We start from the raw sequence: 14,798 nt of genomic DNA, 5'->3' as shown, positions 1-14,798 counted from the left end.
CTCCTTAAGCCGGGGTTAAGAACGGGGGGCACGGTGTTGCTTTGTTTTTTCTCCGTGCCCGCCGTGGCTTTCCCCCTGGCAAAACGCTGTTGTTGTGTCCTCTTTCCCCCTCCCGACCTCCCCCACTAGCGGGGGAGGAGGAAGGCCCCCTCCCTGCCCTCCCCCTGTGAGGGGGAGGGAGAGATGAGGGTCAGAACTTGCCGTAATAGCCTTCCTTGATGGCGTCGTACAGGTTGGCGGCGGTATGCATTTCGCCGTCGTATTCGATCTCTTCGTTGCCCTTTACCTCCAACACCTGGCCGTCTTCCAGTTCGAAGCGGTAGGTGGTGTTCTCCAAGTCCTTTTCCTTGACCAGGACGCCCTGGAAGGCCTCGGGGTTGAAGCGGAAGGTGGTGCAGCCCTTGAGGTCCTGTTCGTAGGCGTAGAGGTAGATATCCTTGAAGTCCTCGTAGGGGAAGTCCGTGGGGACGTTCGCCGTCTTGGAGATGGACGAGTCGATCCACTTCTGCGCCGCGGCCTGGATGTCGACGTGCTGCTTGGGGGTGACTTCATCGGCGGAGATGAAATACTCGGGCAGCTTCTGCTCCGGCTTGTCGGCGTAGGGCATGGCCTGCGGGTTGACCAGTTCGCGGTAGGCGAGCAGTTCGAAGGAAAACACGTCCACCTTCTCCTTGGTCTTCTTGCCTTCGCGGATCACGTTGCGCGAGTAGTGGTGCGCGAACGAGGGCTCGATGCCGTTGCTGGCGTTGTTGGCCAGGGACAGGGAGATGGTACCGGTGGGGGCGATGGAACTGTGGTGGGTGAAGCGGCAGCCCACCTCGGCCAGGGCATTGACCAGTTCCGGATCGACCTCGGCGACACGCTGCATGTAGCGGCTGTAGCGCGCATGCAGCACCTTGCCCTTCACCTTGTCACCGACCTTGTAGCCGTCCTTCTTCATCTCCGGGCGCTTGCGCAGCATGTCGCCGGTGACGGTGAATTCCTGCTCCATGATCGGGGCCGGACCCTTTTCCTTGGCCAGGTCGAGGCCGGTGCGCCAGCCCACCAGGGCCATTTCGCGCGTGACACGCTCGGTGAAGGCGACGGAGTCGTCGTCACCGTACTTCATGCGCAGCATGGTGAGGGTGGAACCTAACCCTAAGTACCCCATACCGTGACGGCGCTTGGTGGTGATCTCGATGCGCTGCTGCTCCAGCGGCAGGCCGTTGATCTCCACCACGTTGTCGAGCATGCGGGTGAAGACGGCGACCGCCTCGCGGAAGCTGTCCCAGTCGAAGCGCGCCTGCTCGGTGAACGGGTCCAGCACGAACTTGGTCAGGTTGATGGAGCCGAGCAGGCAGGAGCCATAGGGCGGCAGGCCTTGCTCGCCGCAGTTGTGAGCGTGCAGGCCATTGGCATCGAAGGTGTTGATGCCGGGCACCTGCACGTCGTACACGTCTTCCACACCGGCGGGCACGACGGCCTCGACACGGGCAGTGAAACGCTCGCGGTTGAGGGTGCGCTTGTAACCAGCCAGCAGCGCATCGAGACGCGCGGCCTTGTCGCTGTCGGCAAAGCCGATCAGCTCGCGGAAGCGCGCCAGGTTCTCGCCGCTGATGACCAGTTCATGCTGCGCCTGGGTGACGTACTCGCTCACGCCGCCCTTGCCATTCGGCAGCAGCGTGCTGCCGGCAACACGGCGATCGCGATACAGGGTGGAGGCAATGCCGAGACGCAACAGCATGCGCTGTGCCGCTTGCAGGGTGGCGAGATCGGACTGGGCCAGGCGCACGGATACACCCTTGGCCTGACTGCCCTGTACCGAGCCGTCGGTATCGAACAGACCGCGCAGGAAGCCGCTGTAGAACTCGCTGGAGGTCTGCTCCATGCGTGCGGTGATGGCCTTGTTGCCCGGCGTCATGCCGAGCTCGAAGGCCAGGTCGCGGATGGCGGCGGTGGACAGGCGGTATTCACCGCGGCCGGCCACTTCGCTCCAGCCGGCGAAGTCGGCACGGTGCGGCAGGCTGCGTGCGGCGGCCAGGGCCTCGGCCATCATCGCCTGCACGCCGTTGCCGAGCTGCGCGGCAGCCCCGTTGGCCACAGCAGCGGTCTGCCATACGGACAGCACGGCGGCGTCCTGCTTGAGGGTGCCATCACCGAGCAGCAGGCCCATCAGATAGCCTTCGTTACGGCCGTAGGCTCCGCTCCACACGCTGTTGGCACGGTGGTCGTTGAGCAGCACGCGATCACCGGCCCGCAATTCGCCCGCAGCGCACCATTCGCTTTCCGTGCTGTAGCGGGTGAACCGGGTCACGCGGCGCACGCGGTGATCGGCGGTGAGCTTGAGGCTGTAGCCCTCGGCGGTTTGCAGCTCCACCACCGGCTTGGTGGCGGTACGGAAGAAACCCTCGGCACCTGTGGCGTGATCGACGCCATCGACGCGGGCCAGAAACGGCTGACCGATGAGGTCACTTACCTGACGCGGGCCGGCGGCGGTCTGCACCCAGGTATCGGCGGTAACGCAGGGGTTGGTGGCGCGGATGTTCTCGCAGAACCAGTTGTTGTTCATCTCGTTGTACTGATCGATGAGGATGAAGCCCGGCTCGGCGAAGTCGTAGGTGGAGGCCATGATCATGTCCCACAGACGACGGGCGCGGATGGTCTTGTAGATGCGACAGGCGACCAGCCCTTCATCATTGGCGATGTAGCCTTCAGTGGTGGGCCATTCACGCCAGATCACGTTGGCACGGTCGGACAGGTCGATCTTGTCGATCTCCACCTCCTTCTCGGACAGCGGAAAGGCGAGTTGCCAGTCGGCATCGGTCTTGACCGCCTCCATGAAGTCGCGGGTCACCAGCAGCGACAGGTTGAACTGACGCAGGCGGCCGTCCTCGCGCTTGGCGCGGATGAAGTCCATCACGTCCGGGTGGCCGACGTCGAAGGTCGCCATCTGCGCGCCGCGGCGGCCGCCGGCGGAGGAGACGGTGAAACACATCTTGTCGAAGATATCCATGAAGGACAGCGGGCCGGAGGTGTAGGCGCCGGCGCCGGCGACGAAGGCGCCCTTGGGGCGCAGGGTGGAAAACTCGTAACCGATGCCACAGCCGGCCTTCAGGGTCAGCCCCGCCTCGTGCACCTTGCCGAGGATGTCGTCCATGGAGTCGCGTACCGTGCCGGACACCGTGCAATTGATGGTGGAGGTGGCGGGCTTGTAGGCCAATGCGCCGGCGTTGGAGGTGATGCGGCCGGCGGGGATGGCGCCCTGGCGCAGCGCCCACAAAAAGCGGCCATACCACTCCTCGCGCTTCTCCGGGGTTTCCTCGACGTCGGCCAGGGCGCGGGCGACACGCTGGTAGGTGTCGTCGATGCTCTGGTCGATGATCTCGCCGGACTTGGTCTTGAGGCGGTATTTCTTGTCCCAGATGTCCAGGGACGCGGGTTGGAACGGGATTTCGGTGACTGTGGTGGAAACTGCCTTGAGATGTGCCGTGCTCTTGGTCACTTATTCAATTCTCCCTTTATTGTTGTCTGCTCAGGTGCCGCCGCCTTCCTGCGACACGTCGTGGTCCTGATGCTGCTCAACACAATATGTTGTTATGGGCGCAATAGGTTAGGGGTGCCGGCCCGGACTGTCAATAAAAAGAAATTTATTACAAAACAATGGATTAAAAATTTTCTTTGTGGATTCATGAAGATACGCCAAGCACCAGAATTGTGCGCTGGAACACAATATATTGTGTTCCTAATATAGCGGTTTTTCAGCCCGCATGGCCGCAAGCAAGTCCTCACCAACCAGATGCCGACCACAACAACGTCTATGATTTCCCTGGCTGCGGTGCGGCCTTGATCTACCACCACCCGATTCCCATATGTGGTATCAGCTATCCCATCAACCGAAGATAAGGAGGTTAATCATGAGCCTGGTTCGTTACGATCCCTGGAGCCTGCTGGACCAACTGCGCCGTGAGATGGACCGTGCCTACGAGGGCCGCGAGGAGAGCGGCATCAGCACCGCATCCGACTGGGTGCCGGCGGTGGACATCAAGGAGGAACCCGACTGCTTCCTGATCCGCGCCGACGTTCCCGGCGTCGACCCCAAGGCCATCGAGGTCCATGCCGAGAACGGCATGCTGACCATCAAGGGCGAGCGCGAGTCGGAGAAGAAGGAGGAAAAGGAAGGCTACAAGCGGGTGGAACGCGTCTACGGCAGCTTCTTCCGCCGCTTCAGCCTGCCCGACACCGCCGACACCGACAAGATCACCGCCAAGAGCAACAATGGCGTACTGGAGGTGCGCGTGCCGAAACACGAGAGGGTGCAGCCGCGCAAGATCACGGTCGAAGGCTAAGAAGACAGGGACGAGGGACAAGATACGAGGGGCGAGGGAACGAATGCGCTGCGCGCATGGTTATATCAATGACACCACGCGCCAGCGTGCTCGCCCCCTCGCACCTGGTCCCTCGTACCTCGTGCCTGTGTTCCTATGAGATACAAGGACTACTACAAAATCCTCGGGGTGGAGCGCTCCGCCACCCAGGACGAAATCAAGCGCGCCTACCGCAAACTGGCGCGCAAGTACCACCCCGACGTCAGCAAGGAACCGGACGCCGAGGAGCGCTTCAAAGAAGTCAACGAGGCGCACGAGGTGCTGCAGGATCCGGAAAAACGCGCCGCCTACGATCGCCTCGGAGCCAACTGGAAGGCCGGTCAGGACTTCACCCCACCGCCCGGCTGGGACACCGGCTTTGAATTCCGTGGCGGTGGCTTCAGCGGCAGCGAGTTTTCCGATTTCTTCGAGAGCCTGTTCGGCCACGGCAGCCCCTTCGGCGACACCTTCCAACAACACCGCGGCAGAGGCGGCTTCCGCATGCGCGGCGAAGACCGTCGCGCCAAGATCCGCATCCGCCTGGAAGATGCCTTCCACGGCGGCGAACGCGCCATCCGCCTGGAAACCCCGCAGGTGGATGCCCACGGCCACGTCACCCTGCGCCCGCACACACTCAAGGTGCGCATCCCCGCCGGCATCAATGCCGGCCAACAGATCCGTCTCGCCGGCAAGGGTGCGCCCGGCCAGGGCGGCGGCCCGGCGGGCGACCTGTATCTGGAAGTGGAGTTCGAGCCGCATACCCTCTACACGGTGGACGGGCGCGATATCTACCTCGACCTGCCCATCACGCCCTGGGAAGCCGCCCTCGGCGCCCGCGTCGCCGTGCCCACCCTGGGCGGCGCGGTGGAGATGAAGATCCCCGCCGGCGCCCGCAGCGGCCAGAAGCTGCGCCTCAAGGGCCGCGGCCTGCCCGGCCAGCCGCCCGGCGACCAATACGCCGTGCTGCAGATCGTCACGCCGCCGGCGGACAACGCCAAGGCAAAGAAATTTTACGAGGACATGGCGCGCACCATGCCGTTCAATCCGCGCCGACATCTGGAAGGCTGACCCTCTGTGTTATCTCCTCCCCCATGAATATGGGGGAGGCCGGGAGGGGGGCGTGCCTTTAGACGCCCCCTCCCCAACCCTCCCCATCCCATGGGGAGGGAGTATTCCCTCCTCCCCCACACCGTGGGGGAGGCCGGGAGGGGGCGTGCCTTTAGACGCCCCCTCCCCAACCCTCCCCATCCCATGGGGAGGGAGTATTCCCTCCTCCCCCACACCGTGGGGGAGGTCGGGAGGGGGCGTGCCTTTAGACGCCCCCCTCCCCAACCCTCCCCATCCCATGGGGAGGGAGTATTCCCTCCTCCCCCACACCGTGGGGGAGGTCGGGAGGGGGCGCGGAACTTGCCGCAACACATCCTGTCTTTCATCACACCGATCACAAGGAGACGACGATGAGCACACTGGAACAAATCCGTCACGGCCTGTCCCGCGCCTGGGACTCGGTGGCCGAGGGTTGGCAACAGCTGCGCGAACGCGCGGCGCAGGCGATGACACGTTTTACGCCGACACGCCACGGTGGCGCATTGGAGACCACGGAAGATCAGATCGCCGCCAACAGCGCACGCTGGGGCCTGTTGGCCGCCGAGGTGCAGGAGAACGAGGACGAGGTCGTCGTGCGGCTGGAGGCGCCTGGCATGGAAAAGGAGCAGTTCGACATCAGCGTCGTCGACGGTCGCTATCTCAGCGTGCGCGGCGAGAAGCGCGTGCAGCGCGAGGAAAAGCGCGGCCGCTATCACGTCATGGAGTGCGCCTACGGCCGCTTCGAACGCGCCGTGGCACTGCCTGCCGAGGTGGACGACAGCCGCGCCAAGGCCAGCTATCGCAACGGCGTGCTGCGCATCACGCTGCCCAAGGTACGTGGCGGCGGTGCGCGGCGCATTCAGGTGCAAGGCTGAGTATTCACAGTAGGAGCCGAGTCCTCTCGGCGAATGGTTGCCGGGGTTATGCACCGCTGCGCCGAGAGGACCCGTACCTGCTGCGTTCACGGCATTTCACCAAATCTTAAGACTGCTTCTGCTACAAGAAACAAACTCCGATAACGGCCCGCGTGCCGCTTCATTCACTGACCCCGAGGCCCTACATGCACAAACATCTCCCCGCCCTGCTGCTGCTCGTTGCCGCCAGCCTTCCCGTCCACGCCGCGCTGCCCGCCAGCGACAGCCAGGGCGCGCCGCTGCCGACCCTGGCACCGATGCTGGAACAGACGGTACCGGCGGTGGTGAACATCTTCACGCGCACACGCGTGCCGGTGCAGCAGAATCCGCTGCTATCCGATCCCTATTTCCGCCGCTTCTTCAACGTACCGGAGCAACCGCGCGAGCGCGTTACACAGAGCCTCGGTTCCGGTGTGGTGATGGACGCCGCCAAGGGTTACATCATCACCAACCATCATGTCATCGACGGCGCCCATGAAATCTCCGTGAACCTGGCCGATGGCCGCACCCTGCAGGCGGAGCTGGTGGGCAGCGATGAGGAAACCGATGTCGCGGTAATCAAGGTAGCGCCGGAAAACCTGCACGCCGTGACAACGGCAGATTCGGACCAATTGCGCGTGGGCGACTTCGTCGTCGCCATCGGCAATCCCTTCGGCCTCGGCCAGACCGTCACCTCCGGCATCGTCAGCGCCGTCGGCCGCTCCGGCCTCGGCATCGAGGGCTACGAAGACTTCATCCAGACCGACGCCTCGATCAATCCCGGCAACTCCGGCGGCGCGCTGGTCAATCTGCGCGGTGAACTGGTGGGCATCAACACCGCCATCCTGTCACAGAGCGGCGGCAACGTCGGCATCGGCTTCGCCATCCCCATCAACATGGCGAAGGAAATCATGGCGCAGCTCATCGAACACGGCGAGGTACGGCGCGGCGTGCTCGGCGCGCAGGCGCAGGATCTGACGCCGGAACTGGCCCAGGCCTTCGGCCTCGCCGCCCAACGCGGCGCCGTGGTCACCCAGGTCACGCCGGGCTCGCCGGCCGACAAGGCCGGACTCAAGAGCGGTGACATCATCACCCAGCTCAATGGCCGTGCGGTACGCGATGCCGCCGACGTGCGCAACGTCATCGGCCTGCTGCGCGTGGGTCAGAAGGTCGAGATGAAGGTGATGCGCAACGGCAAGGCCCACAACATCCGTGCCGTGGTGGAACAACCGCGCGCCACCGCCATCGGCGGCGACAAGCTGCATCCGCGCCTCGCCGGCGCCGTCATCGGCGACATCATCGAAGGCATGCCGCTGTATGGCAAGATTGATGGTGTGGTAGTGCTGGAAGTGGAACCGGGCAGCCCCTCCTGGCGTGCGGGCCTGCGCAGCGGCGATGTCATCGTCCAGGCCAACCGGCAGAACACCGCCAATCTGGCGGCACTGAGTGCAGTGGTGCGTCCCAAGGAACCGCTGCTGCTCAACGTGCAGCGGCGTGAAGGGGCGTTGTTTATTCTGCTGCAGTAATTACCCCGCCAAGTACTTCTCCTCCCCCATGAACATGGGGGAGGTCGGGAGGGGGCGCCCGTCGAAGCCCCCCACCCCAACCCTCCCCATCCCATGGGGAGGGAGTTTTCTCCTCCTCCACACCAAGTGGAGGAGGCTCCCGAATCTCCTCCCCAACGACCGTGGGGGAGGCCGGGAGGAGGCGCTATAATTCGCCCATGCCTTCAAGGACGACCCAACGCGCACGGAATCTGCGCAACCATCCCACCGATGCCGAGCAAAAGCTCTGGCGTCATCTACGCCAACGCCAACTCGACGGCGCACGCTTCCGGCGTCAACACCCCATCGGCCGATACATCACTGACTTCGCCTGCCTTGAACACAAACTGGTAATTGAGATCGATGGCGGGCAACACGCCGAACGCTCCGCATACGACGCGGCACGCGATGACTTTCTACGGCGGTGCGGTTATCGGGTATTGCGCTACTGGAACAATCAGGTGTTACGGGAAACGGAGGCTGTACTGGAGGACATCCTGCGACACTTGGCCGCCGGCAACAGGACAGTGCCGTAACAAGCCCCCCTCCCCAACCCTCCCCGCCCAGCAGGGAGGGAGCTTAACCCCTCCCCCACGACCGTGGGGGAGGACGGGAGGGGCGTCAACTACACCCCCGAACTATTGAACCGCCCCACCCGCATCGACAACGGCCACACCACCCGCCGCACAGTGTCCGCCCCGCCCCACGCCGCCGCCAGTTCATCAGCGATCAGCTGCAGCGGATCGTTGCCCCGCTCCTTGCGGTAGCGTTGCACGGCAGACCAGGTACCGAGATAGCCCAGCAGTTGCTCCAGGGTCCACTGCGCCTCCATGGCAAACGAAGGTGCGGCAATCTCATCGAGAGGAAACGGCAGGGTATGGTACTGCTCTTCCACATAACGCCGCTCCGGCGGCCAGTACGCGCCGGTAATCGGCTCATACAACCGCCACACCGCCGCATCGACGGCCGGACTTATCTGCATCAGCCCATAACTCCACGCCGCCAGCACGCCGCCCGGTTTCAGCACCCGCGCGGCCTCGGCGTAGAACGCAGGGAAATCGAACCAGTGCAGCGCCTGCCCTACCGTAATCAGATCGACGCTGTGCGCGGCGATGCCGGAAGCCTCGGCCGGGGCCACCGCGTAACGCACACGCGGATGAGCAGTGGCAGCAGCTATCTGGTTGGCACTGGCATCGGTAGCAATAACGGCGTCGAAGTGGGCGGCAAGCCCGAGCGCCGCCTGCCCATTGCCGGTCGCGCAGTCCCACACCCGTTCATGCCCCGGCGCCTGTTGTGCCAGCCAGGCAAACAGCGCATAAGGATAGCCGGGACGGTAACGGGTGTAATCGGCGGCGTGGCCGGAGAAGTGATCCTTGAAACCCATGCTCAGGAACGGGCGCGACCTGACACCAGCCAGTAGGTCACACCCAGCGCCAGCACCACGGCCGCCGTGGCCCATACGTACTCGTGGCCGACCACGCTGAAATCGAACACGATGACCTTGCGCGCAATGGCCATCAGAGCGGTGGCGATGACCAGCTTGACGTGAATGATGTCATCACGCAGGTACATGGTGATGTTGACGAAGATCTCGATGGCAATGAGCACGGCGAGAAAGGCGCCGAAGGTGGCGAGAATATCGTTGATGGCCAGCAGCATGAACGGCGGCTCCATCAGGCGCTGATACAGCACCCAGACCACATCGCCGATACCCCACAGAATCACCAGCACCATCAACACCGCCAACGTGCGCACCGCCTGACGGATGACCTTGTGCAACCCGTCAATCAGCGAATCGCGGTGCTCGACGGAAAAATCGGTGTGGTGCTCCGGGTCGTACCGCTGCTGATTGTTGTCGCTCACCGTCATACTCCTGCATTAGCGCCACACATCCGTCGTTCTATCAACTACCCTGCTTATTTGTAAACTTCACGCCGATGTCCAACGTGCAACACCAGCAGCGTGACACAGTTATCCTTGATTTCGCACAGTATGCGCCAGTCACCCACGCGGTAACGCCAATAGTCCTTTAATTCCCCCTTGAGCGGCTTGCCCGTCGCACGAGGATCCGCGTTTGATGCCACACGTTCCTGCAGAAAGGTCACGATACGCCTGGCAACCACCTTGTCGAGGTTGGACAGTTGCCTCCTGGCCAGCGCAGATATCTCAATCTGCCAAACCAAGCTCACGCTCCACATCCTCAAGCGAATAAGTCTTCATGTCGCCCGCTTCGATTTGCCGGGCGACCTGTTCAGCGAGATAGATATCCTCCAAATCATCCATATATTCGAGGATCGCCTGGCGGGCGTAATAGGTCTTGGTGCGGCCGGTCTTCTTGGCCAGCGCCTCAAGGCGGGATTCGATTTCTTCGGGTAAACGGATGGCAAGCATGGCCTATACCTCTCATCATGTTGCTATACAAATATAGCGCCACACAGAAAAGACCACAAGCTGACGGTAGTTTTTAGTTTGGGGTCAGAGTAACAACTCACCCGTTGGCTTCGGTCCTCGTTTCAGCTTATTCAGCCTCCGACCGGTCAGTCGTTCGATTTCCTCCTTGAACCGGTCGTTACCCAGCGCCAGCCCCATATTTGTGGCTGCCCGGATTTTCACGACGGATTGCTCGTCAAGCGGGGCGGCAAATAACCCAAGATAAGCTTGGGCCCGCTCTCGGGCATTGTTACCGAGGCAAAGATAGGTCGGATGTGGCGTCCATAGACCGCTCGTGATGCCGAGTGCGTTGGCATGAAAGCTGGACCAGTGGTAGTCAGACGGCCGCACCACCATGCCGGCGCGCACGGGATTCATCTCGATGTAGCGTTGGCAAGTCAGCAGATACGTATCCGCCTCGACAAGACACGACCTGAAACGCCCTTCCCATAGCGTTCCCGTCCTGCGATAGGTGTGATTGAAATAGCGCACGTAACGGCGCCCGAGCGCCTGCATCATGCGAGAAACGCTGCCCGCCACCGTTGGCGTCACCAACAGATGCACGTGATTGGTCATGAACACCCAGGCGTGGACGGCTACGCCACATTTGCGCGCGGCCTCTCCCAGCCAATCGGCATAGGCGGCGAAGTCCCGCTCATCGGCAAAACAAGGTTGACGATTATTACCACGCTGAATGACGTGCTGGGGAATCCCAATGGGACAAATGCGGGGCAGGCGGGCCATCGACTCCTCCTTGAGTCAACGCGTTGATAGCAGATCGATAGATAGATTAGCGGATTACGCCGGACAACGACCAGTAGGTTAGGGTTGTTACTCTGACCCCAAACTCCCGCCCAAACTCCCCGCCAGGGGACGGGGGGCCGGTGCGCCGTAAAGCATACCCTCGATACTGATGTCTTCATCGACATCAGGCCAATGGATATACGCCCCATCGCCAAGAATTTCCCAGTGGTTACGCTGTTCCGGGCTCGCCTCGGACAAACGCCACGACCAGGCGAGCGGCACACTCACCGTGCGTCCGTCCACAAGACAGGCGGTGATCTCCGCCTCTGTAACGCGCAAGTCGGTAATACGTGCTTCAACCAAAGGGGCCGCAATGCTCATCCCATGCCTCCAGGATTCTGTCGCGATTCGCCAACACGAGTTGGCGAATAATGTTCAACTCGGTGGGTGAAAACCCGTGGTTGCTCGCCAATGCAACGGGATTTACCCAGTACTTGCAAACCTTCCGCTCTCGCTGTACGTGAACGTGTTTGGGCTCATGACAATCGAAACTGACAAAGAATAGTCGGTAAGGTCCTGTTATTCCGCGGATTGTCGGCATGGATAGAATAGTAGGCAATCCCACCGGGAAAGACAAATCGGCTAGGAACGAATTGGGGTTGTTACTCTGACCCCAAACTCCTCTGACCCCAAACTCCATTGGGGTTGTTACTCTGACCCCAAACTCCCCTGACCCCAAACTCCCCAAACTCCCATCCCACCGGGAAAGACAAATCGGCTAGGAACGAATTGGGGTTGTTACTCTGACCCCAAACTCCTAGTAATCCTCCAAATCATCCATGTATTCGAGGATCGCCTGGCGGGCGTAATAGGTCTTGGTGCGGCCGGTCTTCTTGGCCAGCGCCTCAAGGCGGGATTCGATTTCTTCAGGTAAACGAATGGCAAGCATGGCCTATACCTCTCACACTATTGCTATACAAATATAGCGCTGCACAGGAAGGACCACAAGCTGATACCGCAGACAAACATGAGGGAGAACCAAAGACAGGGCGCACAAAAGAAAACGGGGCCCGAAGGCCCCGTTTCCCACTAACACATCCGTAAGGATGGATTAGAACGCTACGCGCAGACCGGCGGAGAGGCTGGTCTCATCCTGATCAGCACCACCCATCAGGTTACCCAGGTCGGTGGAGCGGTAACCAACCCAACCAGTGGTGTTCTTGCTGAAGGCGTGCTTAGCAGCAACGGCCATGTAGGTGGTCTCATCAACGTTAGCCTGATCCCAGTCGGTCTGGCCGACAGAGACAACGAGGGTGTTGTTGCCCATCTTGTAGGCAGCGTTGACATTCACCACGGTCGGGTCAATGGTGTTGACGGTCAGCATTTCGTACTGGCCAGAAACAGTCAGGTCACCAGATACCCACTTCACGCCCACCTTGGTAGCGGACAGATCGTTGAAGGTGGTAGCGCCAACCAGGGTAGCGGTAGCACCCAGACCCAGGTTGTTGATGTCGCTGAACTTGTCAGCAGCCACGTGGGCAACAGCCAGCTCAACAGGGCCAACCGGGGCATTCACGGAGAAGGACATGGCGTGTTCGCCATTGGTATCCGTGGCATTGGTGGGGTCATTACCCTCGTCCAGGACGATGGCAGCAACAACCTTGGCAGCACCGAAGGTACCGGCATAGGCGATGGCGTTGGAGGCATAGCCGTTGTGCAGGTCGGACATACCACCGTTACCACGAGCCTGCAGGGAGGTCATGACCAGCGGATCCCAGCCTACGGTGGAGGACTTGTACGGGGTGCTCAGGGTACCAGCCAGAACGGTACCGAAACCACCGGACAGACCAACATAGGCGTCACGACCAGTGATACCGCCAGCGGCGCTGGTGTCACCAACGTTGGCAACGCCGTTCCACATGGCGATGGCCTTCAGGCCGTCACCCAGGTCCTCGGAAGCGGAGAACTTGATGAAGCCGTAGGAGCCACCGTTCTCGGAACCGGTCTCACCACCATCGGTGGCATACAGACCATCGCGCATGCCGCCGTCACCGTCAACGGAACGCAGCTCAGCCTGCAGGCCACCAGAAATAGAAACCTCAGCCAGGGCTACGGGAGCAGCCAGCACGGCAGCAACGGCAACAGCAATTGCACTCTTCTTCATATTGTTCATCTCCTAGATGGTTGAACGAAGTTTCCTTGAAAAGGATTTGCTTAAGGTTGAGCTCAATCTTAAACGGGGTTGACTCTAGACCACTCCCAACCCTGAATGCAACACCTTTTTTCAAAAAAACCACAAATTGTTTTTATGTTGGTTTTTTGCAACACAAGCCCTGCCCTCCTGGCCCCCTCCCGGCCTCCCCCACTACTCGTGGGGGAGGAGATTCGGGGCCTCCCAATATCGCGGGGGAGGACACGGTGGGACAGAGGCAGACGGGAGATACTAGCGCAGATATTTCCACATGAAAAGCATGCGTATGGCGACAACGAGGATAAACCCTGCCTAGCGCTCAGATAGTTTGACGCTGTACGTATAGCATATTATCCTTGCTGCATGATCACGTCCTTCCGCGACAAGGAAACGGCAGCCTTGTTTATGGGTGAGCGCGTGAAGCGCTATCCCCCTGATATCAGGCAACCGGCCCGCCGCAAGCTGGCGCAATTGGAACAGGTATGTCGTGTTGATGAGTTACGTATCCCGCCGGGTAACCGTTTCGAGGCATTGAAGGGAGATCGGAACGGCCGCTGGAGCATACGCATCAACGAGCAGTGGCGTATATGTTTTCGCTTTGAAAACGGCAACGCCTGGGATGTGGAGATAGTGGATTACCATTGAGGTACAAGATATGACCATACGGCGTGAAGACCTCAACAAGATGGACTTTTCCGATCTGGTTGAAGCGGGGGACAAACTGCCCGCAGTTCACCCAGGGGAGATTCTGCTGCATGAATTCATGACGCCGCTGGGGCTTTCCGCCAATGCCCTGGCTGGTGCGCTGCATGTACCCGCCAACCGGATCAGCGGCATCGTTAACGGATCGCGCTCAGTGACCGCGGACACGGCACTGCGCCTGGCGCGCTATTTCGGCACTACCGCCGAATTCTGGATGGGATTGCAAAAGGATTACGAATTGGAAAACGCCCGGCGGGTGGAGCTTGCCGCTATCGAAAAGGAAGTTTCTCCCCGCGCAGCTTGAGGAGTTGGCGGGCTGAAGCCCGCCCTACATTCGGTCTATTGGCCGCACAAACAAAAAGGCCCTTCCTTGCGGAAGGGCCTTTTTGATTTGGCTGGGGCGCTAGGGGTCGAACCTAGAACCTACGGAGTCAGAGTCCGTCGCTCTGCCAGTTGAGCTACGCCCCAAGAAAACCGAGTGACAAGTTGCAAGTGACAAGTTGCAAGAGTCAGTTCGCTGCGCAGCGCGCGATCAGACCCTGGAGCATTCTTGCGATCTCGGTTGCCTCGGCAACCATGTCGAGCGCCACGGGCTTATCCATGAACCCTGCCTCAGCACCGATGTACAACTGCGTCCGCAGTTCACCACACGATCCCTTGGCAATGCGCAGGAAGCGGGCAAATTCACGCCCAGAATCCCGCTCGTAGCCCTCTGCGATATTGGAAGGTACCGACAAAGCAGCGCGGGTGATTTGATCCTTGAACCCGGCATCGCGGCATCCTGAAAGTTGCTTGTACAACTCCACAGATAGCCGCGCGCTCCGCTTCCAGACTTCCAACTTCTCGAAAGCATCCATGCTTTCTT

17 protein-coding genes, 1 tRNA gene and 1 pseudogene are annotated in these 14,798 nt (G+C 61.1%); 7 read left to right on the top strand and 12 right to left on the bottom strand.

Annotated elements, in window-relative coordinates:
- Positions 1–190: 190 nt before the first annotated feature.
- Positions 191–3,481 (bottom strand): LAGLIDADG family homing endonuclease, encoded by a 3,291-nt coding sequence (locus EP379_RS02305; protein ID WP_127475407.1) that lies wholly within the window; start codon positions 3,479–3,481, stop codon positions 191–193.
- Between the two features lie 412 nt (positions 3,482–3,893).
- Here EP379_RS02305 and EP379_RS02300 point away from each other — a divergent pair, with 412 nt between their 5' ends.
- The 5 genes from EP379_RS02300 (at position 3,894) to EP379_RS16940 (ending at position 8,402) form a co-directional block, all read left to right on the top strand.
- Positions 3,894–4,325, top strand: a complete 432-nt coding sequence (locus EP379_RS02300) for an Hsp20/alpha crystallin family protein (protein WP_127475405.1) — start codon at positions 3,894–3,896, stop codon at positions 4,323–4,325.
- 135 nt (positions 4,326–4,460) lie between these two features.
- Positions 4,461–5,411: a DnaJ C-terminal domain-containing protein gene (locus tag EP379_RS02295; protein WP_127475402.1), complete on the top strand. Its 951-nt coding sequence runs from the start codon at positions 4,461–4,463 to the stop codon at positions 5,409–5,411.
- 389 nt (positions 5,412–5,800) lie between these two features.
- Positions 5,801–6,304, top strand: a complete 504-nt coding sequence (locus tag EP379_RS02285; RefSeq protein ID WP_127475397.1) for an Hsp20/alpha crystallin family protein — start codon at positions 5,801–5,803, stop codon at positions 6,302–6,304.
- A 185-nt stretch (positions 6,305–6,489) separates the two neighbouring features.
- On the top strand, positions 6,490–7,848 hold the full coding sequence (locus EP379_RS02280; RefSeq protein WP_127475394.1) for a DegQ family serine endoprotease: 1,359 nt from the start codon (positions 6,490–6,492) through the stop codon (positions 7,846–7,848).
- Between the two features lie 197 nt (positions 7,849–8,045).
- Entirely contained in the window at positions 8,046–8,402 is a 357-nt protein-coding gene (locus tag EP379_RS16940; RefSeq protein WP_127475391.1) for an endonuclease domain-containing protein, read from the top strand.
- Positions 8,403–8,491: 89 nt separating this feature from the next.
- Here the strand turns inward: EP379_RS16940 and EP379_RS02270 are convergent, their stop codons facing one another.
- The 9 genes and pseudogenes from EP379_RS02270 to EP379_RS02230 all read right to left on the bottom strand — a co-directional run bounded on the left by EP379_RS02270 (position 8,492) and on the right by EP379_RS02230 (position 13,204).
- Positions 8,492–9,250: a class I SAM-dependent methyltransferase gene (locus EP379_RS02270; protein ID WP_127475388.1), complete on the bottom strand. Its 759-nt coding sequence runs from the start codon at positions 9,248–9,250 to the stop codon at positions 8,492–8,494.
- A gap of 2 nt (positions 9,251–9,252) precedes the next feature.
- Positions 9,253–9,729, bottom strand: a complete 477-nt coding sequence (locus EP379_RS02265; protein WP_232023957.1) for a phosphate-starvation-inducible PsiE family protein — start codon at positions 9,727–9,729, stop codon at positions 9,253–9,255.
- Between the two features lie 53 nt (positions 9,730–9,782).
- Positions 9,783–10,055, bottom strand: a complete 273-nt coding sequence (locus tag EP379_RS02260) for a type II toxin-antitoxin system RelE family toxin (RefSeq protein ID WP_338055830.1) — start codon at positions 10,053–10,055, stop codon at positions 9,783–9,785.
- Positions 10,033–10,257, bottom strand: coding sequence for a type II toxin-antitoxin system RelB family antitoxin (gene relB, locus EP379_RS02255; RefSeq protein ID WP_127475384.1), 225 nt, complete (start codon positions 10,255–10,257; stop codon positions 10,033–10,035). The genes EP379_RS02260 and relB (EP379_RS02255) overlap by 23 nt, the downstream gene beginning before the upstream one ends.
- An 84-nt stretch (positions 10,258–10,341) precedes the next feature.
- Entirely contained in the window at positions 10,342–11,040 is a 699-nt protein-coding gene (locus EP379_RS02250) for a transposase (protein ID WP_127475381.1), read from the bottom strand.
- 87 nt (positions 11,041–11,127) lie between these two features.
- Complete coding sequence (locus EP379_RS02245; RefSeq protein ID WP_127475378.1) at positions 11,128–11,421, bottom strand: DUF2442 domain-containing protein; 294 nt, start codon at positions 11,419–11,421, stop codon at positions 11,128–11,130.
- A complete protein-coding gene (locus tag EP379_RS16935) occupies positions 11,396–11,641 on the bottom strand; it encodes a DUF4160 domain-containing protein (protein ID WP_127475376.1) in 246 nt (81 codons plus the stop codon). The genes EP379_RS02245 and EP379_RS16935 overlap by 26 nt, the downstream gene beginning before the upstream one ends.
- Before the next feature lie 222 nt (positions 11,642–11,863).
- Positions 11,864–11,989: pseudogene (gene relB / locus EP379_RS02235) on the bottom strand (type II toxin-antitoxin system RelB family antitoxin); the annotation flags it as partial.
- Positions 11,990–12,151: 162 nt separating this feature from the next.
- Positions 12,152–13,204 (bottom strand): porin, encoded by a 1,053-nt coding sequence (locus tag EP379_RS02230; RefSeq protein ID WP_172600352.1) that lies wholly within the window; start codon positions 13,202–13,204, stop codon positions 12,152–12,154.
- A 390-nt stretch (positions 13,205–13,594) separates the two neighbouring features.
- Between EP379_RS02230 and EP379_RS02225 the strand changes: the two genes are divergently transcribed.
- Together EP379_RS02225 and EP379_RS02220 are read left to right on the top strand one after the other, a co-directional pair.
- Positions 13,595–13,876, top strand: a complete 282-nt coding sequence (locus EP379_RS02225) for a type II toxin-antitoxin system RelE/ParE family toxin (protein WP_127475368.1) — start codon at positions 13,595–13,597, stop codon at positions 13,874–13,876.
- Between the two features lie 10 nt (positions 13,877–13,886).
- The gene (locus EP379_RS02220; RefSeq protein WP_338055829.1) at positions 13,887–14,237 is read left to right on the top strand and encodes a HigA family addiction module antitoxin; all 351 of its coding nucleotides are present in this window, start codon (positions 13,887–13,889) and stop codon (positions 14,235–14,237) included.
- 88 nt (positions 14,238–14,325) lie between these two features.
- Here EP379_RS02220 and EP379_RS02215 read toward each other — a convergent pair.
- Positions 14,326–14,401: transfer RNA gene (locus EP379_RS02215), tRNA-Gln, on the bottom strand.
- A 41-nt stretch (positions 14,402–14,442) separates the two neighbouring features.
- Positions 14,443–14,790: a four helix bundle protein gene (locus EP379_RS02210; RefSeq protein WP_127475365.1), complete on the bottom strand. Its 348-nt coding sequence runs from the start codon at positions 14,788–14,790 to the stop codon at positions 14,443–14,445.
- Positions 14,791–14,798: the final 8 nt, after the last annotated feature.

Source organism: Sulfurivermis fontis, from assembly GCF_004001245.1.
Lineage (GTDB): Bacteria > Pseudomonadota > Gammaproteobacteria > Thiohalomonadales > Thiohalomonadaceae > Sulfurivermis > Sulfurivermis fontis.
This window is presented reverse-complemented; position numbering and strand designations above follow the sequence as displayed.

Coding starts and splice junctions, on each gene's coding strand:
- EP379_RS02220 (WP_338055829.1), top strand. CDS start 13,887: ATGACCATACGGCGTGAAGACCTCAACAAGATGGACTTTTCCGATCTG.
- EP379_RS02300 (WP_127475405.1), top strand. CDS start 3,894: ATGAGCCTGGTTCGTTACGATCCCTGGAGCCTGCTGGACCAACTGCGC.
- EP379_RS02285 (WP_127475397.1), top strand. CDS start 5,801: ATGAGCACACTGGAACAAATCCGTCACGGCCTGTCCCGCGCCTGGGAC.
- EP379_RS02225 (WP_127475368.1), top strand. CDS start 13,595: ATGATCACGTCCTTCCGCGACAAGGAAACGGCAGCCTTGTTTATGGGT.
- EP379_RS02250 (WP_127475381.1), bottom strand. CDS start 11,040: ATGGCCCGCCTGCCCCGCATTTGTCCCATTGGGATTCCCCAGCACGTC.
- relB (WP_127475384.1), bottom strand. CDS start 10,257: ATGCTTGCCATCCGTTTACCCGAAGAAATCGAATCCCGCCTTGAGGCG.
- EP379_RS02210 (WP_127475365.1), bottom strand. CDS start 14,790: ATGGATGCTTTCGAGAAGTTGGAAGTCTGGAAGCGGAGCGCGCGGCTA.
- EP379_RS02280 (WP_127475394.1), top strand. CDS start 6,490: ATGCACAAACATCTCCCCGCCCTGCTGCTGCTCGTTGCCGCCAGCCTT.
- EP379_RS16935 (WP_127475376.1), bottom strand. CDS start 11,641: ATGCCGACAATCCGCGGAATAACAGGACCTTACCGACTATTCTTTGTC.
- EP379_RS16940 (WP_127475391.1), top strand. CDS start 8,046: ATGCCTTCAAGGACGACCCAACGCGCACGGAATCTGCGCAACCATCCC.
- EP379_RS02245 (WP_127475378.1), bottom strand. CDS start 11,421: ATGAGCATTGCGGCCCCTTTGGTTGAAGCACGTATTACCGACTTGCGC.
- EP379_RS02270 (WP_127475388.1), bottom strand. CDS start 9,250: ATGGGTTTCAAGGATCACTTCTCCGGCCACGCCGCCGATTACACCCGT.
- EP379_RS02230 (WP_172600352.1), bottom strand. CDS start 13,204: ATGAAGAAGAGTGCAATTGCTGTTGCCGTTGCTGCCGTGCTGGCTGCT.
- EP379_RS02295 (WP_127475402.1), top strand. CDS start 4,461: ATGAGATACAAGGACTACTACAAAATCCTCGGGGTGGAGCGCTCCGCC.